At 31.4% G+C, this 22,390-nt stretch carries 25 protein-coding genes and 1 riboswitch; of the genes, 3 read left to right on the top strand and 22 right to left on the bottom strand.

The window, feature by feature from the left end; genetic code table 11:
- Positions 1–5 precede the first annotated feature (5 nt).
- The 4 genes from ACI48Q_RS14305 to yedE all read right to left on the bottom strand — a co-directional run bounded on the left by ACI48Q_RS14305 (position 6) and on the right by yedE (position 2,755).
- Complete coding sequence (locus ACI48Q_RS14305; RefSeq protein WP_474919791.1) at positions 6–983, bottom strand: NAD(P)/FAD-dependent oxidoreductase; 978 nt, start codon at positions 981–983, stop codon at positions 6–8.
- A 234-nt stretch (positions 984–1,217) separates the two neighbouring features.
- Positions 1,218–1,451 (bottom strand): putative Se/S carrier protein, encoded by a 234-nt coding sequence (locus ACI48Q_RS14300; protein ID WP_474919790.1) that lies wholly within the window; start codon positions 1,449–1,451, stop codon positions 1,218–1,220.
- Position 1,452: 1 nt separating this feature from the next.
- Positions 1,453–1,659, bottom strand: a complete 207-nt coding sequence (locus ACI48Q_RS14295; RefSeq protein ID WP_474919789.1) for a sulfurtransferase TusA family protein — start codon at positions 1,657–1,659, stop codon at positions 1,453–1,455.
- Positions 1,652–2,755, bottom strand: a complete 1,104-nt coding sequence (yedE, locus tag ACI48Q_RS14290; protein ID WP_474919788.1) for a YedE family putative selenium transporter — start codon at positions 2,753–2,755, stop codon at positions 1,652–1,654. Before yedE ends, ACI48Q_RS14295 begins: the two co-directional genes overlap by 8 nt.
- Positions 2,756–2,900: 145 nt before the next feature.
- Here yedE and ACI48Q_RS14285 point away from each other — a divergent pair, with 145 nt between their 5' ends.
- Positions 2,901–4,052 carry an aminotransferase class V-fold PLP-dependent enzyme gene (locus tag ACI48Q_RS14285; RefSeq protein WP_474919787.1) on the top strand — a complete coding sequence of 384 codons (1,152 nt, stop codon included), beginning with the start codon at positions 2,901–2,903 and terminating at the stop codon, positions 4,050–4,052.
- Positions 4,053–4,171: 119 nt separating this feature from the next.
- Positions 4,172–4,366, top strand: coding sequence for an asparagine synthase (locus tag ACI48Q_RS14280; protein WP_474919786.1), 195 nt, complete (start codon positions 4,172–4,174; stop codon positions 4,364–4,366).
- Between the two features lie 401 nt (positions 4,367–4,767).
- Here ACI48Q_RS14280 and ACI48Q_RS14275 read toward each other — a convergent pair whose 3' ends face one another.
- The 13 genes from ACI48Q_RS14275 to ACI48Q_RS14215 all read right to left on the bottom strand — a co-directional run bounded on the left by ACI48Q_RS14275 (position 4,768) and on the right by ACI48Q_RS14215 (position 15,952).
- The gene (locus tag ACI48Q_RS14275) at positions 4,768–5,313 is read right to left on the bottom strand and encodes a GNAT family N-acetyltransferase (RefSeq protein WP_474919785.1); all 546 of its coding nucleotides are present in this window, start codon (positions 5,311–5,313) and stop codon (positions 4,768–4,770) included.
- Positions 5,314–5,325: 12 nt separating this feature from the next.
- Entirely contained in the window at positions 5,326–6,069 is a 744-nt protein-coding gene (locus ACI48Q_RS14270) for a class I SAM-dependent methyltransferase (RefSeq protein ID WP_474919784.1), read from the bottom strand.
- 563 nt (positions 6,070–6,632) lie between these two features.
- Positions 6,633–7,400 carry a cobalt-precorrin-6A reductase gene (locus tag ACI48Q_RS14265; protein ID WP_474919783.1) on the bottom strand — a complete coding sequence of 256 codons (768 nt, stop codon included), beginning with the start codon at positions 7,398–7,400 and terminating at the stop codon, positions 6,633–6,635.
- Position 7,401: 1 nt separating this feature from the next.
- Positions 7,402–8,127, bottom strand: a complete 726-nt coding sequence (gene cobJ / locus ACI48Q_RS14260; protein ID WP_474919782.1) for a precorrin-3B C(17)-methyltransferase — start codon at positions 8,125–8,127, stop codon at positions 7,402–7,404.
- Positions 8,128–8,165: 38 nt separating this feature from the next.
- Positions 8,166–9,161, bottom strand: coding sequence for a cobalt-precorrin 5A hydrolase (cbiG, locus tag ACI48Q_RS14255; protein ID WP_474919781.1), 996 nt, complete (start codon positions 9,159–9,161; stop codon positions 8,166–8,168).
- A 161-nt stretch (positions 9,162–9,322) separates the two neighbouring features.
- The gene (cobM, locus tag ACI48Q_RS14250; protein WP_474919780.1) at positions 9,323–10,078 is read right to left on the bottom strand and encodes a precorrin-4 C(11)-methyltransferase; all 756 of its coding nucleotides are present in this window, start codon (positions 10,076–10,078) and stop codon (positions 9,323–9,325) included.
- Positions 10,079–10,124: 46 nt separating this feature from the next.
- Positions 10,125–10,790, bottom strand: coding sequence for a cobalt-factor II C(20)-methyltransferase (locus ACI48Q_RS14245; RefSeq protein ID WP_474919779.1), 666 nt, complete (start codon positions 10,788–10,790; stop codon positions 10,125–10,127).
- Positions 10,791–10,809: 19 nt separating this feature from the next.
- On the bottom strand, positions 10,810–11,370 hold the full coding sequence (cbiT, locus tag ACI48Q_RS14240) for a precorrin-6Y C5,15-methyltransferase (decarboxylating) subunit CbiT (RefSeq protein ID WP_474919778.1): 561 nt from the start codon (positions 11,368–11,370) through the stop codon (positions 10,810–10,812).
- Positions 11,371–11,985: a precorrin-6y C5,15-methyltransferase (decarboxylating) subunit CbiE gene (gene cbiE / locus ACI48Q_RS14235; RefSeq protein ID WP_474919777.1), complete on the bottom strand. Its 615-nt coding sequence runs from the start codon at positions 11,983–11,985 to the stop codon at positions 11,371–11,373.
- A gap of 5 nt (positions 11,986–11,990) precedes the next feature.
- Positions 11,991–13,070 (bottom strand): cobalt-precorrin-5B (C(1))-methyltransferase CbiD, encoded by a 1,080-nt coding sequence (gene cbiD / locus ACI48Q_RS14230; protein ID WP_474919776.1) that lies wholly within the window; start codon positions 13,068–13,070, stop codon positions 11,991–11,993.
- 13 nt (positions 13,071–13,083) lie between these two features.
- On the bottom strand, positions 13,084–13,710 hold the full coding sequence (locus ACI48Q_RS14225) for a precorrin-8X methylmutase (RefSeq protein WP_474919775.1): 627 nt from the start codon (positions 13,708–13,710) through the stop codon (positions 13,084–13,086).
- A 54-nt stretch (positions 13,711–13,764) separates the two neighbouring features.
- Positions 13,765–15,075, bottom strand: a complete 1,311-nt coding sequence (locus ACI48Q_RS14220; protein WP_474919774.1) for a cobyrinate a,c-diamide synthase — start codon at positions 15,073–15,075, stop codon at positions 13,765–13,767.
- Between the two features lie 46 nt (positions 15,076–15,121).
- On the bottom strand, positions 15,122–15,952 hold the full coding sequence (locus ACI48Q_RS14215) for a sirohydrochlorin cobaltochelatase (protein ID WP_474919773.1): 831 nt from the start codon (positions 15,950–15,952) through the stop codon (positions 15,122–15,124).
- Positions 15,953–16,128: 176 nt separating this feature from the next.
- A riboswitch (cobalamin riboswitch) is annotated at positions 16,129–16,302 on the bottom strand.
- Between the two features lie 271 nt (positions 16,303–16,573).
- On the opposite strand from ACI48Q_RS14215, the gene ACI48Q_RS14210 reads away from it, so the two are divergent.
- Positions 16,574–16,819 (top strand): GIY-YIG nuclease family protein, encoded by a 246-nt coding sequence (locus tag ACI48Q_RS14210; protein ID WP_474919772.1) that lies wholly within the window; start codon positions 16,574–16,576, stop codon positions 16,817–16,819.
- Between the two features lie 91 nt (positions 16,820–16,910).
- Here ACI48Q_RS14210 and ACI48Q_RS14205 read toward each other — a convergent pair whose 3' ends face one another.
- From ACI48Q_RS14205 to pfkB, 5 genes are all read right to left on the bottom strand, one after another.
- Positions 16,911–18,230 (bottom strand): D-serine ammonia-lyase, encoded by a 1,320-nt coding sequence (locus ACI48Q_RS14205; RefSeq protein WP_474919771.1) that lies wholly within the window; start codon positions 18,228–18,230, stop codon positions 16,911–16,913.
- A 282-nt stretch (positions 18,231–18,512) separates the two neighbouring features.
- Entirely contained in the window at positions 18,513–18,857 is a 345-nt protein-coding gene (locus tag ACI48Q_RS14200) for a hypothetical protein (protein ID WP_474919770.1), read from the bottom strand.
- A 374-nt stretch (positions 18,858–19,231) separates the two neighbouring features.
- Positions 19,232–19,402, bottom strand: a complete 171-nt coding sequence (locus tag ACI48Q_RS14195; RefSeq protein WP_474919769.1) for a Spo0E family sporulation regulatory protein-aspartic acid phosphatase — start codon at positions 19,400–19,402, stop codon at positions 19,232–19,234.
- 890 nt (positions 19,403–20,292) lie between these two features.
- On the bottom strand, positions 20,293–21,447 hold the full coding sequence (gene nagA, locus ACI48Q_RS14190) for an N-acetylglucosamine-6-phosphate deacetylase (protein ID WP_474919768.1): 1,155 nt from the start codon (positions 21,445–21,447) through the stop codon (positions 20,293–20,295).
- A 12-nt stretch (positions 21,448–21,459) separates the two neighbouring features.
- Complete coding sequence (pfkB, locus tag ACI48Q_RS14185) at positions 21,460–22,389, bottom strand: 1-phosphofructokinase (protein ID WP_474919767.1); 930 nt, start codon at positions 22,387–22,389, stop codon at positions 21,460–21,462.
- Position 22,390: the final 1 nt, after the last annotated feature.

Genomic DNA, 22,390 nt, shown 5'->3' with positions numbered 1-22,390 from the left:
TCCTTCTAAGTAATATTTTTTATATATTCGCTAGCTTTTTTACCAGCTAATTGTCCTTCCTTTATAACCCTATCAGATATATTATACCCTCTAAGCACTGTTCCACAAGCAAATATGCCATCTTCCGATGTCTCCATATTTTCTGAAACTATAATTCCTCTATTATCCCTATTTAAATTTATACCTATTTTCTGAGCTAATATGCTATCAGGCTGTAAATGGACTGACAATACTAAGGTATCGCATTTTATATGTTGTTTGCTTTCTTTTATGAAATCTTTATTTTTATCTATTTTTATTATATCTACGCCTTCAACTCTAGCATCACCATAAATTTTAATAACTCTATGTTTGAGCAATACTGGTATATTAAAATCTTCAATGTGCCCCCTAGATGATTGATTAATTGCTCTAATATTATCGCTGCTCTCTATTATTGCCTTAACCTTTGCCCCTTCTAACACTAACGTCCTAGCGACTAACGCAGCTGTATCCCCTGACCCTAAAATTATGCAATTCTTCCCTGGCAATACTCCTCTTCTATTTATATAATTTAATGCTGAGGATGCTGTTACTATGCCTGCAATTCTATGGCCTAATATATTTTTATAGCCTAATGGTCTCTCTCTGCATCCCATAGCTAATATTATTACCTTAGCTTTAAGGTTTCTTACACCTTCATCCCCATTAACCATAGTTACAGATTTATCACTATGAATATCTATCACTGTAGTATTACATTTAATATGAATCCCTAAATTTAACGCATCCTCTGTTAACCGCTCTATAAGCTCTGATGTTGTGAGATTCTCCTTAATACTTTTATAATGAAATCCACTATGAACACATTTATTTAGAGTCCCTCCAGCTTCTATATCTCTATCTACTATCAGAATACTTTCAACACCATTACTTTTTGCTTCTATAGCGGCCATAAGACCACTTATTCCTGCTCCCACAATAATTATATCGTAGTTTTTCATAATTCTCCTCCGAATGATTTTATCATAGCTCTATTATACTATTTTTTAAATAAATATCATACTATACTTGGGTATAATATATAGTTATTCAATACTCTATTTTAATATAGTGTTGGTAAAAAGCTACTCTATATTAAAACAGAGCTAAGAATAAAATTAAAGCTGTTCCATAAATTATCAACATCTAACTTATGAAACAGCTAACCTAAAAATTATATATTTATTTAACTACTACTATTCTTCATATACTACATCATATATCCCATTTTTTATTTCATATATTTTTTCTACGTCTGCCGTAATCATTTCATTTATGTTATTACTAGTATAGAATTTAACTCCAATTCCACAATTGGAGCTCAACTTCCTAGGAATTGGTAATGTTTCATTTTCTATTCCTGTAGACTTTAGATGTCTATGATATTTAATAGCACCAGAGTGAGTAAAAAAAACTGCAATATAATCCATACTATTTATCAGCCCTTATTAAAAAATCCTCATCTAACTCTTTTGTGCTAGCTTTTAATCCAGAATTTTTAATAAATCTACATACATTTTCTTTAGCCACATTATTATCAACTAGAATTTCAAAACCATCTCTATTCTCTGTCAACGCTTTCTTAGCCATTAACACTGGTTGCGGACAACTTACTCCTCTTGCATCTATTCTATTCAACTGACATACCTTCTTCCTTAATAATTTTTTTCTTTCCAATACTAAAGGATTTATCTATATTGAAATAAGATATTAAAAGTAATACTCCAAAGCCTATAATTACCGCTATTTGTCCATTTGGTGTTGGCCCCTTTGCACTTGATGCTAATTGAAAATTATGAGCGAAGGCTGCACCTAATACCATTCCCATCACTGAAATAGATGAATCTGCATTTCCTTCCCCTGATAAAATTAATTGTCTTAGTGGGCATCCTCCTAAGAGTACTGATCCCCAACCAGCTAAAACCATACCTAGAAAATTCCATAATCCATCTGAATGAGCCACTGGCTGTTCTGCGAATCCTAATTTAAAAAATTCTGATCCTAATAATACATTTCCTATAAGTGCGAATACAAAGATTGATAGAAATCCTAACATTAAATAACTATCCTTAAACATAATTAGATCTCTTATTCCACCAACCATACATAATCTTGTTTTCTGAGCAACAATACCGATAATAACTCCAGCAGCTAATGCCATCCATATAGGAGCATGGCTAGCTCCTGGTCCCTTTTTACTAATAAATATGAACGCTGGTGTCGCTATTGCTAAGACTAAAAGTAATATAGCTATCATTGGCATAGCGTAACCTTCTATAGTAGTTTGAGTATAGTTCCTTTTTAAAGTAAATCCTTTGTTTAAAAATTGAATTCCAACAAATATGCCCCCTGCAAAACCTAAAAGTCCAATAATAGCATTTAAATCTCCACCTGCTAATCTTAGAACCATTCTTAATGGACAGCCTAAAAACATTAATGCACCTATCATAACAAAAAAGGCTATAATAAATCTTAGAAATGGTGATGAACCACCCTTTACTTTAAACTCTTTAGTTGCTAATGAAATTATAAACGCACCTAATATCATACCTATAATTTCTGGCCTAATATATTGCACAATTTCTGCTCTATGAAGTCCTAATGAACCAGCAGTGTCTCTTATAAAGCATGCAATACAGGCTCCCATATTTTTAGGATTTCCAAAATACACTAGTACAACAGATAATATTCCTATAATTCCCCCTGCAACTATTATATTTCTCTTCTCTTTCATAAGCTTTACTCCCCCTTTAATATTTGGTAATATTTACTTATCATGTTAATTCTAACATTTGTTATAAAATTAATTAAATTCTTATTTCCAATAGATAATAATTTAACTATTAGTTTAGTTAATAATAAATAATAAGGAGATTATTATGCCTGAAATATATTTAGATAATGGATCCACTTCCTTTCCAAAACCTATTGAAGTAGTTGACAGCATTTCTGCATACATCTCCTCTATAGGTGGAAATATAAATAGAGGGGTCTATGAAAATTCCTTTAATGCAGAAAATACTGTCTTTGAAACCCGTGAACTATTGTGTGAATTATTTAACTACCATGAACCCACTAATGTAGTTTTTACAAAAAATATAACTGAAAGTTTAAATATAGTGCTTAAAGGTTTATTAAAAAATGGGGACCATGTAATAGTTTCATCCATGGAGCATAATGCAATAATGAGACCACTTAATTCACTAAGTTCTAAAGGTATCTCTTATTCTGTATCGCAATGTAATAAATATGGAGAATTAGATGTATTAGATCTTACAAATCATATTACACCCAATACTGTTGCCATAATTATGACTCATAGTTCAAATGTATGTGGAACTGTCCTTCCTTATAAAGAAATAGGTGCTTTTTGTAAAAAAAATAATTTATATTTTATAGCTGATACAGCTCAGACAGCTGGATTTTTAGATATAGATATGGAAGATATGAATATAGATGCTCTTTGCTTTACTGGTCATAAGTCTTTACTGGGACCTCAAGGTATAGGTGGACTAATAATAAAAGATAAATTATTATCTAAAATATCTCCTCTTATAGAAGGAGGAACTGGAAGTTTATCGGAATATGAAATTCAACCAAACTATATGCCTGATAAATTTGAAAGTGGAACCTTAAACATACCTGGTATTTATGGACTAAATGCCTCTTTAAAATATTTAAAACATAAAGGGTTAGAAAATATTAGAAAAAAAGAACTATATTTAACTGGATTATTTATAGACAGTGTATTACCTTTAAAAAATATAAATATTTTAGGAAAAACTTCAACAGATAATAGAACTCCTGTTGTTTCTATAAATTTTTTAGAGAAAGATAATGGAGAAATTGCTTACATACTTTCAAAAAATTATGGAATCTCTACTCGCTGCGGACTACATTGCGCACCATCAGCTCATAAGACATTAGAAACTTTTCCTAATGGAACAATTAGATTTAGTTTTGGAGAGTTTAATACTGAAGCTGAAATAAATTATACTGTTAATGCAATAAAAGAAATTTGTCATATGTAATTACTTACTTTAAAGAACTATTTATCCTTAAAACTCAACAACATCATAGTAATTAATAAAATTCATTGAGCAAACTATAAATATGACTTAATTTTAAAAAAATATAGTGAGGTGCTATTATGAGAGTTAAAGAAGGTTTAGTTCCCATAGTTCTTGGTACAGTGGTTACAGGTGCTTCTGCGGCACTTAGAGCGCAAGATATGAGAAGACATAAAATGAAAAAGAAAGATATGGTTCCAATGGCTGAGACTGCCCTTTTAGGATTTGGTGCTGCTCATATTGTTTTAGGTGCAATCGATTTAATCAAACATTAATATTTCATTTATAATAAAATTAAGAGATCACTAAGAATATAAGTCTCTTAACAATTCATGAGTTTAACTAGGATTAAATAATATCTATTTTTATGTCAAGAATAAATGATAAGTATTATCATTTATTCTTGACATTATTTATTCGTTATTGTAAAATATAAATAATTGATAATTCATGTCAATTGAATTTTATTCTCATTATATCTGTAGAAGATGATTTTATGCCTAATAGCTTTTTTAATCTATTAAACTCTCTTGATAATATTAAATATAAGGAGAACCTTGTATCTCGCTTGATTCCTCCGGTTATTATTGGTGTAAAACCATCTTCCACTATATTTTTTGACTCAATAAAAAATAAAATTCATTTCATATTTTATAAACTAAGACTACTATAAAGATTACATTTCATCGTATTCCTTCTTTAATATGGACATAATTATATAGTCTGTATATTTTCCATTTTTATAAAAATGTTGTCTCATTATCCCTTCTTCCACAAAGCCGCATTTTCTATAACAAGCCCTTGCTCTTTCATTATAATCATGAACATGAAGCTGCAATTTATTAAGATTTAAGGTGTTAAATACAAAACTTTGTAGCAACTTTATTGCTTCATAGCCATAACCTTTACTCCAATTCTCTTTTGTGCCTATTACTATTCCAATCTCTGCAAATCTACTTCTCCAATCGACCTTAAGCAAATCTATTTGCCCTATATATTTTTCTGAATCCTTATGCGCTATTATAAAGTTTCCTCTTTCTATTCCTGTTTTGCTTAATACAGAGTTTAGATATTCCTCTGTTTCATTGATGGTGTTAGGATATATAAAAATATCAGATAAGAAATCCACCACTTCTGGGTCATTTACCCATTTTCTTATGTCCTCTAAATCTTCTCTTCTATATTCCCTTAATACTATTCTCTCTCCATAAAGTTTCCCCATTGTAAATCCTCCCTATAGTTTCTCTACTGCCCAAAATATACACTCTGTTGAAAATTCTTTTACCTTTTCACTTTCTTCACACAACACACTTCTACTTGTACATTCTATAATGTTAAATTCACCTCTTCGTAATAATCTCATTACCTCCTCTAAAGTTGGAATGTGTATAAAACTTTCTCTTTCTTTATTTGGTATAATCCTATCCCCAAATTCTAATAGTTTAGGATCATTATTATTTTTTCTCCATCTTTTTTCTTCTTCCTTCCAGTATTCCAAATAATTACTGTTTCCTCTATTATGAGTGGTAAAAATAAATACTCCTCCATTTTTTAATACCCTGTGTATTTCTTTTAGCGCCCTAATTCTATTACTTTCCCCTGGTATTTGCATAAAACCATTAAATGAAAATATTACTGCATCAAAACATCCCTTTTCATAAGGTAGTCTTATTGCATTCCCTATAGTAAAATCTATTTCATATCTTTTAATTTCATTAAGCTTTTTAGCATTTTCAATCATAACTTCACTTAAGTCTATTCCTTGAATGTTCTTATATCCAAGTTCATAAAGTGAAAATGTAGTTCTTCCAGCTCCACATCCTATATCCAATATTTTATTTTTCTTTTCAATATATCTATTAAAGATTATCTCCTCCGATTTCCATAACCCAATTTCATTTACTGCATCTCTATATTCTTCCGATGTTACTTTTTCATTAAAAACTTCCTTGATAAAACTAAAATCCACTTTTGGCATTCCTTCTCCCCCAATTTCTAAATTCTTCTTATATTTATATTCATAGGTGCTAAAATATATAATCAAACAACAAAAAAACCTACAAAGACACTATTTCCGAGGAAATTAGTGACTCCGTAGGTTTAAAATTTCTACGTGTAGGATCTTACCATATCCCTGTACCGCTCAGTTTAAAACCTAGATACACTCACAAAACAATATTATTTATATTCTAATTATAATATGACCTTATGTCAACCTTTAAATAAAGTGTGAAGCATCTTTATTTAGGTAAGGGCAACCGTAGGTTGCAGGTAAAAGGCTCACTTTGTTCGCAGGGAAGGAGTGCCTTTGGCACAGGTAAGGCGCTCGCTTCGCTCACAGGTGAAGGTAACTTTTGCATAGGCAAAAGCAGTTATATTACGACTTTGTTGCTTTAAAATATAAAATCAGCTTTGCTGATTTTTTCCTTTCCTGCAACCTTTGGTTGCGCCTTACCTGTCAAAAAGTGACTCCTTACCACGAAAGCAGTGAGTACTTACCTATGCCTAGGGCACTCTTCCCTAAATAAGTTACTTCATACTTTATTTATAATGTTCACATATATAATTAACTAAATCTACTTCTTTATTAAAGACTTTCCCATATTCCATAGTCTTTCTGCCTATTACTATAACCTTAACTCCCATATCTATGGCAGCTTTTAATTTTTCATAGGTTCCACCCTGCGGTCCACTATCCTTGGTAAGTAGAACCTCTGCACCGTACTCATTTATAAAAGCACAGTTAAAATCATAGCTTATAGGGCCTTTTATGAATACTAAATCCTCTACCTTGATTCCTAGATCAAAACATTCTTTCATAACTTTTAATGACGGTAACACTCTATGAATGATTCTATTAGGTAAGTTTAAGCCTAGTATTTTATCTAAATTTCTACTTCCTGTGGTATTTAATATATTACCATTTACATCTTTTAATGCTTCTGTTAAGCCTGTATAATCCTCTATTTCTATAATTAATGGGTTATCAGGAAATTCCTTTAGAGTGCTTTCTCTTTCATATCTTAAATATTCTATATTAAGCTCTTTAGCTATTTTCATTGAGGTTTTACTTATTTCTAGTGCATAAGGATGAGATGCATCTACAAGGACCCTTACTCCATTTACTACTAATAAGTTTTTTAACTCCTCATAAGTTAGAGCTTTGTCATTTAAAACCTTATATTTATAATCCTTAAGCAATTCTCCTCCATATGTAGTAGCTGTTGATACTAATATGTCTGAAGTCTTCTCATTTAGCTTTGATAATATTACCTTACCTTCTGAAGTACCTAAAATTAAGGCTATCATTTTACTTCTCTCCTACCTTATATCCTCTTGGAGTTACAAATAATCCTTCTTTTATATAACTCTTACTATTTCCTATAATAACTAACGTAAACATATCTACCAGTGAATCATCAAAGGTATCTATTGTTAATACATGTGACTCCTGTCCATCTCTAAGAGCATTCTTTACTATAGCTACTGGAGTGCTTCCATTTCTATATTCTTTAATTATATCTATAGCTTCACTTAAATAATGAGGTCTTCCCTTACTCTTAGGGTTATAAAGCGATATCACAAAATCTCCTTCTGCTGCAAGCCTTACTCTTTTTTTAATATCCTCATATGGAGTCATTAAATCACTTAAACTTATATTACAGTTATCATGCATTAATGGAGCTCCTACTACAGATCCTGCTGAAGATGATGCTGTAACTCCTGGAATTATTTCAATTTCCTCATCTTTCTTCATCTCTAGTATTAAACCTGCCATACCATATATTCCCGCATCTCCTGTGGAAACTACAGCTACAGTGCCTTCTTTTGCAAGGTTTAATGCCTCTTCACATCTAGCTTCTTCACCCTTCATTCCTGTAGAATATATTCTCTTTCCATCTAATAATGGCTTTATCATTTCAATATATTTTGTATATCCAACTATGATATCACATTCTTCTATAGCCTTTGCAGCCTTTAATGTCATATGCTCAAGTCCACCTGGTCCTATTCCTATTACGTATAATTTTCCCATCTTTATTCCTCCTTAGAACTTAGTATTAATGTAGAATTCTAAATTGTTATTTTACCTATACAAAGGGTTATACCTTCAAAGCTTAGCTTCTCTGTGATTAATTCTCCTCCACTAAGCTCTACACATGGCTCACACACAGCCCTAGCCCCTATAGTTTTTTGAACAAAATCACTCCCTTTATATTTATGCTCTACAGTTTTTATTTCATCTACAGAATGTATATCTATAGGACAATCTAAAAATCCACTTAAAGCTATAAGTGCCTGTTCATCTTTTTTTATCTCCACAGTGGATATCTTTTTTACTGCTCTTAAATCTATATTATATTTCCTTAAAGTATCCACAACAAAATTTCTAACCTTCAAACTATCCACATTTTTTCTACATCCCATGCCTAAAATTATATTTTTTCTTATAAGTCTTAGCTCTGAAGTGCTCTTTCTCTTATGTGGATATTCAGTATTTAACTTATTCGTAACTATGACAACACCTGTGATATTTTCACTTCCACTTTTATATCCCTTTGGTAATGTTATCTTTTCTTCTTCATCTATAAAACCAATTACTTCTCCATCTACTAATCTAGCAGCAATATCTTTAGCTTTTTTCAAGTCCTCTATAATCAGATTATTGTCCTTAGCTAATATATCTGGAGCCACTATTCCTAAACTATCTGTAGCTGTTGTTATAACAGGAATACACTTTAAAATATTAGAAATTTTGAGAGCAAGATCATTAGCCCCTCCTAGATGTCCTCCTGCAAGACTTATAGAAAATTTACCTTCACTATCTATTACCACTATAGCAGGATCCTTATCCTTTCCTTTAAGAAAGGGGGCTATAGCTCTAACAGCTATTCCTGTAGAGGCTATAAATATTATTCCATCCATGTTTTCCATTAAGTTCTTAGTTACGTCCCTAAGCTTAAACTCTTTATTCTTATAACTTGAATAAAGCTCTAGTTCAAAATATCCCTTTAACTTCTCAGCTATAGCATTGCCATTTCTAGTTACAGAGACCACCGCTAACCTCATACCTTCACTCCCCTCCTTAAAACTCATAACTTAAAAATTCTAATTTCATCAACCCAAAGCTTACCTTCCCTGTTCACAAAGTGAATATTTCACCGTGAACATAGTGAACACTTCTCTGTGAACGCAGTGAACTCTTCTCTGCGAACGTAGTGAGCACTTCTCTATTCCGCTGTTCCTTCTCTAAACATATGAGTAAAAGTTTTATCATATAAAAGACTCTTCTCATAATCACAATCTATAAAGTCTCCTACTAATATTTGCGCACATTTTACTATATTTGCTTCTTTAACCTTTTCAGCTATATCATCAAGAGTCCCGATAATAATTCTTTGATCTTCCCATGTAGCTCTTTCTACTACAGCTATATTCACATTTCTGCCATACCCTTTTCTTAATTTAGCTACTACCTTATCAATCATACTTATAGATAGGAATATAGCCATAGATGCACCTATAGATGCTAATCTTTCTAAATCTTCTGTTTCTGGAACTGGAGTTCTTCCTTCAACTCTTGTTAATATTACTGTTTGAGTTACTGATGGAAGAGTGAATTCCTTTTTAATAGCTGCTGCAGCTGCACTGAAAGAACTTACTCCTGGAATTACTTCATAATTTATATTCATTTTATCAAGCTCATCCATTTGCTCCTTTATGGCTCCATAAATAGCAGGATCTCCAGTATGAAGTCTTACTACCATTTTACCTTCTTTTTCAGCCTTATCCATAACCTCTAAAACTTGCTCTAAACTCATGGATGCTGAATTATGTATTTCACAGTCTTCTTTACAAAAATCTAAATGCTCTTTACTTACAAGTGAGCCTGCATATATTACCACATTTGCCTTTTGCAATGTATCTCTACCTTTTATTGTTATTAAATCAACATTTCCTGGACCTGCTCCTATAAAATAAACCATTGTGATATCCTCCTATTTATTTAACATTATATATTAAATACTAATGTTAAGCTCTATTAGCTATAATTAGTGACATGTATTCATTGTTGTTAAGTATCTCTTCTCTATTTTTTAATATCTCTTGCCCTTCTCTTCCGGCTCTTTTTATATACACATAGTTAAAACCCTTTTTATCTAATACATTAAGTACTTCTTCTTCTCTTTTATAAACCTTCATTATTACCACATATTTTTCATCTTTAATATCTTGAACTCTACTTGCTGGTAAAATTAATAATGGTTCATCTCCAATAACCAATGGAGTTTGTGCAAGGCTTGCTGAAGCACAGAAGGATGTTATTCCTGGTACTGTCTCAACCTCAAAGCCATGTTCCTCTATATACTTCAGTAAATATATATAAGTACTATATACAAATGGATCTCCAAGGGTTAAAAATGCTATATTTTTTCCTTCTTTTAGCTTCTCTTCAATAGCCTTGAAAGCTTCATATATTTTTTCCTCTTGGTCTTCTCCTCCCATGGGGAACTGTTTTATCATAATTTCTTGTTTTTCAGATATATAATCCTCAGCAATACCCAGCGCTATACTAGTACCGCCCTTCATTGCACTTGGTGAAACTATTACATCACATTTTTCTATGGTTTTAATAGCCTTTATTGTTAAAAGCTCCTTATCTCCTGGACCTACACCTACTCCATATAACTTTGCCATATATTTCACTCCTTAACTTTTACTTCTCTGCTTCAACTATAAATATTGGATTATATCCGAACAACATATAGCTCTGCCCTCTAGTTTTGCTAACTCCTACTTGAGTACAGCTAATCTTAAACTCTAGTTCTTTCAAAGTGTTCATAGCTTTATATACATTATCTAGGGTTATGAAATTTAACACCATTTTTCCACCCTCATGTAACTTTAAACTATAATTCTTAATTATTCCTTCTAGGTTTCCGCCACTTCCACCTATAAATATGCTATGAAACTTTTCTTCTATATTATCTAATATTTCCATAGCATCTCCTTCAACTATTTCCAAGTTGTGGCACCCAAATTTCTCCTTATTCTTATGCGCTATTTCTAAGGCTTCTTTATCTCTCTCTATAGCAATAACTTTACCTTTGGTACATATCTTGCATCCTTGTATACCAATTGTACCCGTACCTGCACCAATATCTAATAGGTTTGAATCTTCTTCTAAATTTAATTTAGCTATACTAAGAATTCTTATATCCTCTTTAGTCATAGGACAATTTCCTCTAATAAATTCTTCATCTTTTATAAACTTCATCTAAGCTTCCTCCACTATAAAAACACTTAAGGATGTAAATTCTCCCTTAGATATTTCCAAAGGATTTCCTATAGTTATTTTTTCATCTTCATAGGATAGATTTTCTCCTACATAAACTTTACAGTTTATATTTCCTTCTAAAAGCTTCTCAGCTAAAATCTTTGGAGAATTAGTCTTATCCGTTAAAAAAACACACGTTTTGTTTTTACTAACTATACTTAAAAAATCTGCTTCTCTTCCATGAACACTTCCTAAAAAAGCTCCTTGCCAGCTTTTACCTAGTTTACACATAAGATATTGAAAAGAGCTGATTCCTGGAATTATCTCTACTTTATCTTTATTTAAATTTCTCTTTATATATTCAGTCACTCCATAAAAACATGGGTCTCCTGAAGCTATTACAGCAATGTCTTTATCTTTATTTTTCTCTACATTATCTAATATATCACTTAAAGTTTTAATAGCTATTTTATTATTGTCTATGAAATCAATACTTTCTAAAGCTCTAGAAAAACCCATTACTAAATCAGCATTTTCTAAGGTTTTTAAAGCTTTAGGAAGTATATAATCACTACTACCAGGCCCTAATCCAACTATATATATCAAACATTTCACCCACTTTATTCTGCAGTAGCTAGTATTTTAGGATCTGTAGCTCCCCAATACATTACTGCATTACATTTAATTGCATCATAGCTATAGGCTTCCATTCTCTTTTTAACCTTTTTAACTATACTTTGATATATCTCCTTATAATCATCACCAAGAGCTTTTATGGCTCCTTCAGTGGTCTTCTCCATATATATTCTTTCTATTACTTCCTTTGGTGCACCTAATAGTGCAAGCTCTAGTGCTATTACCTCTAATCTTACGTCACACACTCTACTATGAGTATTAAAACATCCTGCCGATACCTTACATAGTTTACCTATATGACCAATTATTAAAATCTCCTCTACTTTACACTCTATACAGTATTCTATTGCAAGACCTACGAAATTAGATATAATAGCCACTTGCTCTTCTCCATATCCCATTTGTTCTGCAACCTTTTCTCCCATGTTTCCAAAAGCTAAGATAAGTTTTTTATGTTTTAGCGCTTTTTGGGTAATCTCTATTTTTATGGATTCCTTAATGGAATCTTCTGACATCGGATATACTATTCCTGTAGTCCCTAAAATAGAAATGCCTCCAATTATATTTAATCTAGGATTAAAGGTTTTTTTAGCTATTTCTTCTCCTTTAGGTACAAAAATAGTTATTGATACCCCTTTATCCTTAGGAAGCACTTCAGCAACGCTTTGTTCAATCATAACTCTAGGCACAGGATTTATAGCTGGTTCTCCTTTACTTATATAAAGTCCCTCACCCATAACAACTCCTACACCTTTTCCACCCTTTAGCACATATCCATGATCTAATTTCTCAGCTCTCGCCCATATGCTAAGGCCATGAGTTGCGTCTATATCATCTCCACCATCTTTTATAATGGAGCATTCAACATAATCCTCTTCAATTACTACTTTATTTATTTTTAAATCTAGGGTTATACCCTTAGGTGTAGTAATTTGAATTTCTTCTATAACCGTTCCTGTATAAAGCATGAATGTTGCTGCCTTCGCAGCCCCTGCTGCGCAGGAACCTGTAGTATATCCACATCTTAATTTTTTCCCATTACTATTAACATATAAATTTAACATAATTATCCCTTCTTTATCTTTCCACTAACATGTACATAAGAGCATTTACTATAGCCGCTGCCACAGCACTTCCACCTTTTCTTCCTCTAACTGTCATCATTGGCACATTTTCAAGCTTTTCTATTTCCTCTTTAGATTCAGCTGCTCCAACAAAGCCTATAGGTGCTCCAATTATGAACTTCGCATTAGATTTTCCTGCTTCAATCAATTCCTTAAGTTTAAATAACGCTGTTGGTGCATTTCCAAATACGAAGAACTCTACTCCATCTTCTACAGCTTTCTCAACTGCTGCCATAGAACGAGTTATTCCTTTTTCTTTAGCAATTTCAGCTACATCTTTTTCAGCCACATAACAAACTACCTTACAGTTTAATTTCTCTAGTGCCTTTTTATTAATTCCTGAAAGAGCCATATTAGTGTCAGTATAAATAGTAATACCTTTTTTAAGAGTTTCTAAGGCAGCATCAATAGCTCCTTCTCTCATATAAACAAGATTTTTATATTCAAAATCCGCTGTAGTATGAATAACTCTTTTTATTATTGAAAGTTCTCTATTATCAAAATTATGAGGACCCATCTCTTCTCCAATAATTTCGAAACTCTTTTTTTCTATATCCATTGGCATTTTTATATAATCCATTTTTTATCTCCTTCTTACTTATGCTAAAGATAATAGCTATTTGTTTCTTTACGCTTATTCAACTAAACTTTTTAAAAACTCTATATTTGAAAAGAAATGAACATGACCGTAAGCTGCTAAGGTATTTCTTTTAACATATCCACAATTCCATTGCTTTTTACTTCCATCATAAACCTGCTTCTCTAAAGCATAAACTTGTTCTTCCTGTAGTTCTACTAAGGATTTATGGAATTCATGGCAGTTTATTTTAGTACCTACTGAAATCATTGTATTTTTCTTTTTTACTTTAATTGATGCATATCCAAAATTATTTAATCTCTTAGTCATATATGACTTTCCTTTTAAAAATCCAACCATCTCTACCCCCTCTATGCTTTCAGTAAGGTACATCAACCCTCCACATTCCGCATAGCATTTTAACCCATCATTTAGAGCTTCATTAATACTTTTAAGCATAGACTTATTAGCACTCAACTCTTCTCTAAACACTTCAGGATACCCACCTCCTATATATAGAAAGTCTATATTTTCTGGAAGCTTCTCATCTATTAGGGGGCTAAAATATTGTATGTTACCTAATTGCTCTAAAAGTTCTAAATTTTCTTTATAATAGAAGCTAAAAGCCTTATCATAAGCTACTGCAATATTTAGTCCTTTATTTTTAAGTAAAAACTTATTTTCTGAATGTTGCGCTTCACATTCTTTAAATACTTTTAAAATTTCATCTATATCTACATACTTCTCTAAAAGTTCACTACATAGTTCTAATTTTTCTTCTAAATCCTCTACTTCACTGCTTTGTACAAGTCCTAAATGTCTGCTCTTTAAGCTCAATCTTTCATCTTTAGGTACATATCCAAAAACCTTAGTATTACAATTTTTTTCTACACAAAGCTTTAGTAATTTATAGTAACCTTCTGCGATATTATTTAGAATTACTCCTCTTATATCTATATCTTCATATTCCATAAGCCCTTTAATCTCTGCACAAAGAGTAGCAGCCTGAGCCTTAGGTGACAATACAAGGATTACTGGTATCTTTAAAACCTTCGATACATGTGCTGTGGAATAGCTACTATCTATTCCCTTACCATCATAAAGTCCCATAACCCCTTCAATAACACCAAGATCACCTTGACCTCTAGCATAACTTTCAACTACACCTTCTTCTCCCATAAGAAACAAATCTAAATTTCTTGAAGCAACTCCAGTCACTGTTTTATGGAAAGCAGGATCAATATAATCAGGTCCTACTTTATATCCCTGTACAACATATCCTCTTTTTCTAAGAGCTTTCATAAGTGCTAAAGTTATGGTAGTCTTTCCTCCACCACTACTATTAGACGAAATTATTATACTTTTCATATAATCACATCCTATACTTTTACCTATAACTGTAAGGAATATTTTCTTATATAGTTTTTTTTGTATCACCCAAATGGAGATATTTACCATCTATTACATCTTGAACGTGGTCTATATATATTTTTCTAAACTTTTCTATTTCTCCTAGTCCATGAAGATAAACTTCTGTCTGTATTCCATTCTCATTCAAAATAGTTTTCCATGAATCTTCTTCATCAGAGGCCATATCATTTGTAGCATGGTCTCCAGCAACTAACATTAATGGAGCTAACTTAACTTCTTTTACCTTATCCTTTTTAAGCATTTCTATCATTTTTTCTATAGTTGGATATCCTTCAACAGTTCCCACATAAACATTATCTATATGCACATATTTAAATACACTCTGAAGACTCACAAAACATGCATTAGATGGGTGATTACTTCCATGTCCCATAAATAGCATTGTCTTATACTCTGGTATTATTTCTTTTATAGATTCAATGAATATCTCATAATCATTTGGAGTTTCTTCTCCTCCTTGAAAGTGTAGTGCTGGTCTTCCAACCTTTATAGATTTAAATTTATTTTCTGTTCTAAACTTATCAACTACTAATCTTACATATTGAAATTCTTCTCCTGGAATAATATGTAGCGGTTGAACTATAACCTCTTCATAACCTTCCTTATAAAGTTCCTCTAATGCTTCTTCTGGAGTTGGAACTATTATTCCATCTCTTTTCTTTAATTTATTGATAATCATATGAGCAGTAAATGCTCTTTTAACATAATACTCCTTAAAAGTATCTCTTATCTCATTTTCTATTTTTTCTATAGTTAGTTCTAAAGTCTCCTTATATGTCGTACCAAAACTAACAACTAAAATTGCCTTTTTCATCCTCAAACTCCTCCCAAATTATGTAACCACCCCAGGGGTCGTAACAATTTTTCCCAATAAAAAACCTCTACCATTAGAGGTAGAGGTTAAAGTTATCTTTAACTATAAACATAATTTATTAGCATAATTTTATTATGCCGAAGCAACATTATGTATTTTACCTTCCCTCCGAAGTATTAGCTTCAAGTTTTAAGGCAGGTCTCCTGACTCACGGTTCATCCTTATCTTGTCTTCCCAGATATTAATCCAGTGACTTATAAGATTCGTCGCCGTTTACAGTAGCGGGGGCTGTAGTGGATTTAAACCACTTTCCCTATTAAACATAATGTACCCAAAACTACATATATTCTATTTTACTTATTTATTATATACTAACCAATAACTTATTTCAACGGAAAATTTTTATTATCAATATATTAGCATTTATACTATACTTATGATATAACTTATTTACTTTTAAATTTATAATGTAGGATACAAAATAATCTTACAAATTTAAATTTATCCTAATTTATAAATATTTTTAATTCCTGATAAACACTATATATTTATATATTTTTAACCGTGTATAAATATATAAATTATGATAAGTATATTTTAATTAATGAAAGGATTTAACTTATGTGTTATGTATATATTCTAAAATGTAGCGATAATACCTTATATACTGGTTGGACTAATGACTTAGGAAAAAGACTCTTAACTCATAATAATGGAAAGGGCGCTAAATATACTCGATGTAGATTACCTGTAGAAATAATTTATCATGAAGAATTCCAAGACAAGTCATCCGCTCTTAAAAGAGAGCACGAAATAAAAAAGCTTTCCAGAACCGAAAAGCTTTCTCTTATAAATATTCTACCTTAGAATCTGAAATACAAATTTCATAGAGAGTGAGTGTGTGTAAATTAATCTGTGTATACTTTATATAAGTTCTCACTCTAGTTATATATTTTTACTATTTCTTATTACTCCCTTTGATATAGTATTCATCAAACATCTCCTTAGGCAAGAATAATCCTCCTGTTGTCCATGCTATATGAGTTGCACCTTCTATGTTTATATCTTCTATATGGTTTTCTGCCATTCTCTTTAATCCTAAAAATGCTGCTGCTGATGATGGTTCTATTATTAATCCTTCTCTATCCTTTAACTCTTTTAAAATAGGATAGAGTTCCGAATCTTCTACCGTATAACATCCACTTATCCATGGACCTATAAATTTGCTTACTAAGGCTGAAGGGCATCCCACTGCAAGTCCATCTGCTTCTGTTATATTATCTATTCCTAAATCCTGAACTTTGATTTCATCATGTTCGCCTGTAATCAGCCCTAACATCATAGCTGGGGCATGAGTAGGCTCTCCAAAATAACACCTAACATTATCTCCATATATTGCTTTAAGTCCAAAAGTTATTCCTCCTGGACCTCCACCAACACCACAAGGAAGATATACAATTAGTGGATGTGTTTTATCTACTATTACATTAAGATTATCTAATTGCTCTTTAAGTCTAAAAGCAGCCACTGCATATCCCATAAACAAGTCTTTAGACTTTTCATCATCTACAAAATAACTCTTAGGGTCCTCTAGTGAACTTTTTCTCCCCTCTTCTACAGCTTTCGTAAAATCAGAGCTATACTCTCTAACCTCTACACCTTTGCTTCTTAATAAATCCTTTTTCCACTGTTTCGCTTCTTGAGACATATGAACTATTGCCTTAAAACCCATAGCTGCAGACATAATTCCTATGCTTAATCCCAAATTTCCTGTAGATCCAACTTCTACCTTGTAACCTGAAAGAAATTTCTTCATCTTTTTAGTTCCAAATGTTTCATATTTGCTATTATCGTCTATAATTCCATTTTCTAAAGCAAGAGTTTCAGCATGCTTTAATACTTCATAAATTCCTCCTCGTGCTTTTATAGATCCTGCAACCTTTAATTCACTGTCACACTTCATAAGAAGGGTTCCATTAATGCTAATGCATAATTCTTTCTGAAAATACTCCTTCATATTTTTAATTTCTTTCAATGGTGATTCTATGATTCCGCCTGTATCCTTCAACTCCTGAAATTCATTCATTAAAAATGTAGAAAACTTTTTTAGCCTACATTCTGCTTGAGTCATATCATCTAGAGTAAACGGCATGTTCTCTTTGGATTTTAGATATCCTTCTGTCTTAGGGTTCTCCCAAAATAGAGGCTTATATTTTATCATATCCTCTATTATCTCATACTTCTGAATATAATAATTCAACTCTCTTCTCATACTCATAACTCCCCCTCGTGTAAGAACTATACTTACTAACTTAATTTTACTACATTAACATTAATTTCTCTATGTTATCTACGCTCCAACACTTAATCCTATTCTCCATTTTCTTTTTCTATCCCTCGCTGAATAATATTGAGTAAAGGTAACTCTATTAATAATGTTGCCTTTACTTCATATAGCTGAATATAATTTTCTTTGTATACATTTACATTATTATATGTTATCATGTAGTTGTTTCGAATAGTGAAAAGGTAGTTTCGTAATGGGACTACTTTTTTGCTATTATTTTATATCTAATATTTTATTTAAATCAGTATTTTTAATACCTATACTTATATTTAGATTTGCAGCATAGAAATTAGTGACTTCTGGAAGTATAGTTATATGAACTTTACTCTTTACCGGTATTATATTCCAATTAGACATATACATATATACTCCATCTGTTTCAAGATTTTGTTCTTTAGATAATGCTTTTTTTAATATTTCTTCATTTAATAGTAATTGCTCCTCTACAGCTTCTATTGCAAAGCTCATAGAATCATTTCTTGAAAGCGCACTGCACTCATATTCTATCTTTTCATCTCTACAAGAGTATACACATGGTATTCCTTTAAATAATTTCATAGTAATATCTCCTATCTAAATCAGTTGTACAAGAACATATGTTCTTGTATCTATTCTACTATGTATCCATAAAATTGTAAATATTTAAATAAAAAATAGAGGACTTCATCAAGCCCTCTATTTTTATCGTAATGAATTGTACCTATTTCAAGATTTTATATATTCCTATATATGACTATACAGCAACTCCTTGGTTTATTTTTTATTATCTATTGTCAACTAAAATTATACTCTAACCACTTAGCTTTTACACTAAGTATCTTCTATGGGTGGAATATTTAGGGCTATGTCTTTAATATCTTGTTGTTATCTTACCTTGTTTTGTATGTATAATTAGAAGGGAGGAATTATATTAAATTCCTCCCCATTTGGCATTACTTGTTCAGTTCTCTAAGTAAATTATTATACTCATTAAGAACTACGTCAAGCTCTTGACTAGCTGCAACAACTACAGGATCTGCTAAATCTTCTTTTTGTTTAATAAGTTCTTGCAGTGCTTGTCTTAAGTTATAAATTTTTCTGTACATTTCTTCAATACTTTCCATAATAACCCTCCTTTCGCTCTTTATTATAATCGTGCTGAGGTATATTATGGAAAACTTGAGATAAAATAAAAGACACCTAGTTTCCTAAGTGCCTCTTTGGAGGAGGTTATGTCTAATTTCAGCTTTCCATACTATCATTATCTCATGTTTAAAATACTATGATAACTCCGACATTTCACCATTGTTATACTGCATCTAGTTTTAATCCATATATCCCAAATACCAATATACTTAGTTCATTAATCATGTCTATATGAGCTATTATAATTAGTGTTTTACTCTTGCTTTTCTAAATATGCAACGAGAAGAGATTTAAAAAGCTTCAAAATTCTTATAAAAAAATAAGTGATTTTTTTATAGTGTTTAGTTAGACAACCAACACACCAAAAACCACTCATTTTATGATAAAATAAAAACTCAGCAAACCTTTCAGTTTACTGAGTTTCTGTGGCAGGGGCACGAGGACTTGAACCCGGAACCAACGGTTTGGTTATATATTTTTTATATAAAGATTGTAGTAATGCTTTATTTGTCAACATTACTCTACACTTCCCTACTTTATTCATATTCTAAATTTTTATCAATAATCTCTTGGTTTATAATACAAATTTGTTGATTATGGCTTATACTACTGTAATCTTTTTAAAGCTTCACCTTTTTCTATTAAACAATCTTAGTATAGCTCTATTATCTATGTTTAATTTATATATATTAAATATCCTACTTTTCCTCTTCTCTTAAATTTGTTTGTCCAATTAATTGGCTGTTCTTTGATATCTGCTATATAGAAATCCTTTCCAAAGTCTAAAGCATTCCTTAAAAAGCTAATGAAGCTTTTTAAGATGAAGTAAAGCGCTACATTTAATTTAACAATTCAGCGCTAAAAAAAGTTAGAGAGCAATACAATTTCCATAAATAAAGACAAAAGATATATTCATATCATCATCAAATAATAACATGTCCGCTTCTTTACCAATTTCAATACTTCCTTTAAATCTACTTACACCAATGGCTTTAGCAGGAGATAAGCTAGCCATCCTTATAGCATCTTGAATTGGTATATTTAGCCTATTCACCATATTGTATACTGCATCTTTTAACTTTAATGTTGACCCAGCTAAACCTCCATTCTCTAGACGAGCTGCTCCATTATTAACTATGACCTTTTGTCCACCTAATTCATATTCTCCATCTTCAAGACCAGCTGCCCTCATAGCATCGGACACCAATACTATTTTATCTACGCCTTTTGTTTTTAGAGCAATTTTTACAGTTTCATCATGCAAATGTATTCTATCATAGATAAGTTCACAATATACTCTATGGTCTGTAAGAGCTGCCCCTATTATACCTGGCTCCCTATGGTTAAATTCTCTCATACCATTAAATAAATGTGTGGCTACACTTACACCATGATCTATTCCCTTTCTGGCTTCGTTAAATGTAGCGTTGCTATGAGCCATGGAAACAGTAATATTTCTATCTTTCAAATAAGAAATAATCTCCATAGCTCCATGAATTTCTGGGGCTATAGAAACCATCTTTAATTTATCTTTAGCTACTTTTACAAATTCCTTAATAATCTTCAAGTCTGGCTCCTTAATATACATTTCTGGTTGCGCCCCTTTTCTAAGAAGGGAGAAAAACGGCCCCTCAAGATGAATACCAAGAATTTGTGAAAAGGCTTTTTTGTTTTTATAATTTGCTATATTTTTTATAGCGGTAATAATATTATCATATGAAGAGGTTATTATAGTCCCTAAGTAGGAAGTAACTCCATTTTTTATATGAAATTCTCCCATTTTATCAAGGGTTTCCTCTGTACTATCCATAATATCATGACCTGTGTTGCCATGGTTATGAATATCGATAAAGCCAGGTGATAAGAATCTTCCTTCTCCATCAATTATTTCACTCATTAAGTCTAAACTTATATTTTCTTCTAAATCTATATCTATTATCTTACCTTCATTGATTATAACACAATATCCTATTAACACACTATTAGGTGTGATTAATCTAATATTTTTGATTAAAGTACTCATTAAATCTCCTTTTTATAATCTAATCTTTTCAATAACTATATCTTCTATAAGCCTATTAATATTATTAATGTCTACTTTTCCTGTTTCTTCTTCCAAAGCATTAGCTGTACCACAGGCCACTGCTAATTTTAACATATTTTCAAATTCATAATTTCTTTTTAAAGATACAGCAAATCCTGCTATCATTGCATCTCCTGAACCTACTGGATTGATAGCCTTTACCTCAGGCACTCTTACTCTGTACATATAATTATCATTAAATACCAAACAACCCTCTCTTCCAAGAGATACGGCAACTATATTAATACCTTGTTTAATTATAGGACTTACTCCTTTAATTATATCCTCTTCCGTAGAAATAATATTTCCAATGAGATTTTCTAGCTCTTCCTTATTTGGTTTGATTAAATATGGTCTAGCTTCCATACCCTTCTTTAATGCTTCTCCACTAGTATCTAACAAAATTTTCTTTCCTCGTTTATTGGCTATCTCTATTAAATTCCTATAGGTCTCTACCTCCATATCCTTTGGCATGCTTCCTGAAATACATATAACTTTAGAATCTCTAATTAGCTCTTCATATAACTCATAGAACCTTTGCATATCTGTTTGTGATATCAAAGGACCAGACTCTAATATCTCTGTTTGACTACCATCCTCTGAGATTATTGCCAAGCAGCTTCTGGTTTCACCATTAATAGAAACAAAATTATTCACAATATTTATTTCATCTAACTTATCCTTTATATAGCTCCCAGATTTTCCTCCTAAGAAGCCTGTAGCTATCACAGGTTCATTGAGAATTTTTATTACTTTTGCTACATTTAATCCTTTTCCTCCAGCAGTATATTGAAAATCATCAGTTCTAAAAACTTTTCCCTTCTCAAATCTCTCAATGTTATACCTTCTATCAATTGACGGGTTTAAGGTAATAGTAATCATA

This window comes from Clostridium sp. LXY-7 (assembly GCF_056172015.1).
The sequence above is the reverse complement of the archived record's forward strand: the minus strand, read 5'-3'. Positions and strand labels throughout refer to the sequence as shown.

Coding starts and splice junctions, on each gene's coding strand:
- ACI48Q_RS14305 (WP_474919791.1), bottom strand. CDS start 983: ATGAAAAACTACGATATAATTATTGTGGGAGCAGGAATAAGTGGTCTT.
- ACI48Q_RS14300 (WP_474919790.1), bottom strand. CDS start 1,451: ATGGATTATATTGCAGTTTTTTTTACTCACTCTGGTGCTATTAAATAT.
- yedE (WP_474919788.1), bottom strand. CDS start 2,755: ATGAAAGAGAAGAGAAATATAATAGTTGCAGGGGGAATTATAGGAATA.
- ACI48Q_RS14285 (WP_474919787.1), top strand. CDS start 2,901: ATGCCTGAAATATATTTAGATAATGGATCCACTTCCTTTCCAAAACCT.
- ACI48Q_RS14280 (WP_474919786.1), top strand. CDS start 4,172: ATGAGAGTTAAAGAAGGTTTAGTTCCCATAGTTCTTGGTACAGTGGTT.
- ACI48Q_RS14275 (WP_474919785.1), bottom strand. CDS start 5,313: ATGGGGAAACTTTATGGAGAGAGAATAGTATTAAGGGAATATAGAAGA.
- ACI48Q_RS14270 (WP_474919784.1), bottom strand. CDS start 6,069: ATGCCAAAAGTGGATTTTAGTTTTATCAAGGAAGTTTTTAATGAAAAA.
- ACI48Q_RS14265 (WP_474919783.1), bottom strand. CDS start 7,400: ATGATAGCCTTAATTTTAGGTACTTCAGAAGGTAAGGTAATATTATCA.
- cobJ (WP_474919782.1), bottom strand. CDS start 8,127: ATGGGAAAATTATACGTAATAGGAATAGGACCAGGTGGACTTGAGCAT.
- cbiG (WP_474919781.1), bottom strand. CDS start 9,161: ATGAGGTTAGCGGTGGTCTCTGTAACTAGAAATGGCAATGCTATAGCT.
- cobM (WP_474919780.1), bottom strand. CDS start 10,078: ATGGTTTATTTTATAGGAGCAGGTCCAGGAAATGTTGATTTAATAACA.
- ACI48Q_RS14245 (WP_474919779.1), bottom strand. CDS start 10,790: ATGGCAAAGTTATATGGAGTAGGTGTAGGTCCAGGAGATAAGGAGCTT.
- cbiT (WP_474919778.1), bottom strand. CDS start 11,370: ATGAAGTTTATAAAAGATGAAGAATTTATTAGAGGAAATTGTCCTATG.
- cbiD (WP_474919776.1), bottom strand. CDS start 13,070: ATGTTAAATTTATATGTTAATAGTAATGGGAAAAAATTAAGATGTGGA.
- ACI48Q_RS14225 (WP_474919775.1), bottom strand. CDS start 13,710: ATGGATTATATAAAAATGCCAATGGATATAGAAAAAAAGAGTTTCGAA.
- ACI48Q_RS14220 (WP_474919774.1), bottom strand. CDS start 15,075: ATGAAAAGTATAATAATTTCGTCTAATAGTAGTGGTGGAGGAAAGACT.
- ACI48Q_RS14215 (WP_474919773.1), bottom strand. CDS start 15,952: ATGAAAAAGGCAATTTTAGTTGTTAGTTTTGGTACGACATATAAGGAG.
- ACI48Q_RS14210 (WP_474919772.1), top strand. CDS start 16,574: ATGTGTTATGTATATATTCTAAAATGTAGCGATAATACCTTATATACT.
- ACI48Q_RS14205 (WP_474919771.1), bottom strand. CDS start 18,230: ATGAGTATGAGAAGAGAGTTGAATTATTATATTCAGAAGTATGAGATA.
- ACI48Q_RS14200 (WP_474919770.1), bottom strand. CDS start 18,857: ATGAAATTATTTAAAGGAATACCATGTGTATACTCTTGTAGAGATGAA.
- ACI48Q_RS14195 (WP_474919769.1), bottom strand. CDS start 19,402: ATGGAAAGTATTGAAGAAATGTACAGAAAAATTTATAACTTAAGACAA.
- nagA (WP_474919768.1), bottom strand. CDS start 21,447: ATGAGTACTTTAATCAAAAATATTAGATTAATCACACCTAATAGTGTG.
- pfkB (WP_474919767.1), bottom strand. CDS start 22,389: ATGATTACTATTACCTTAAACCCGTCAATTGATAGAAGGTATAACATT.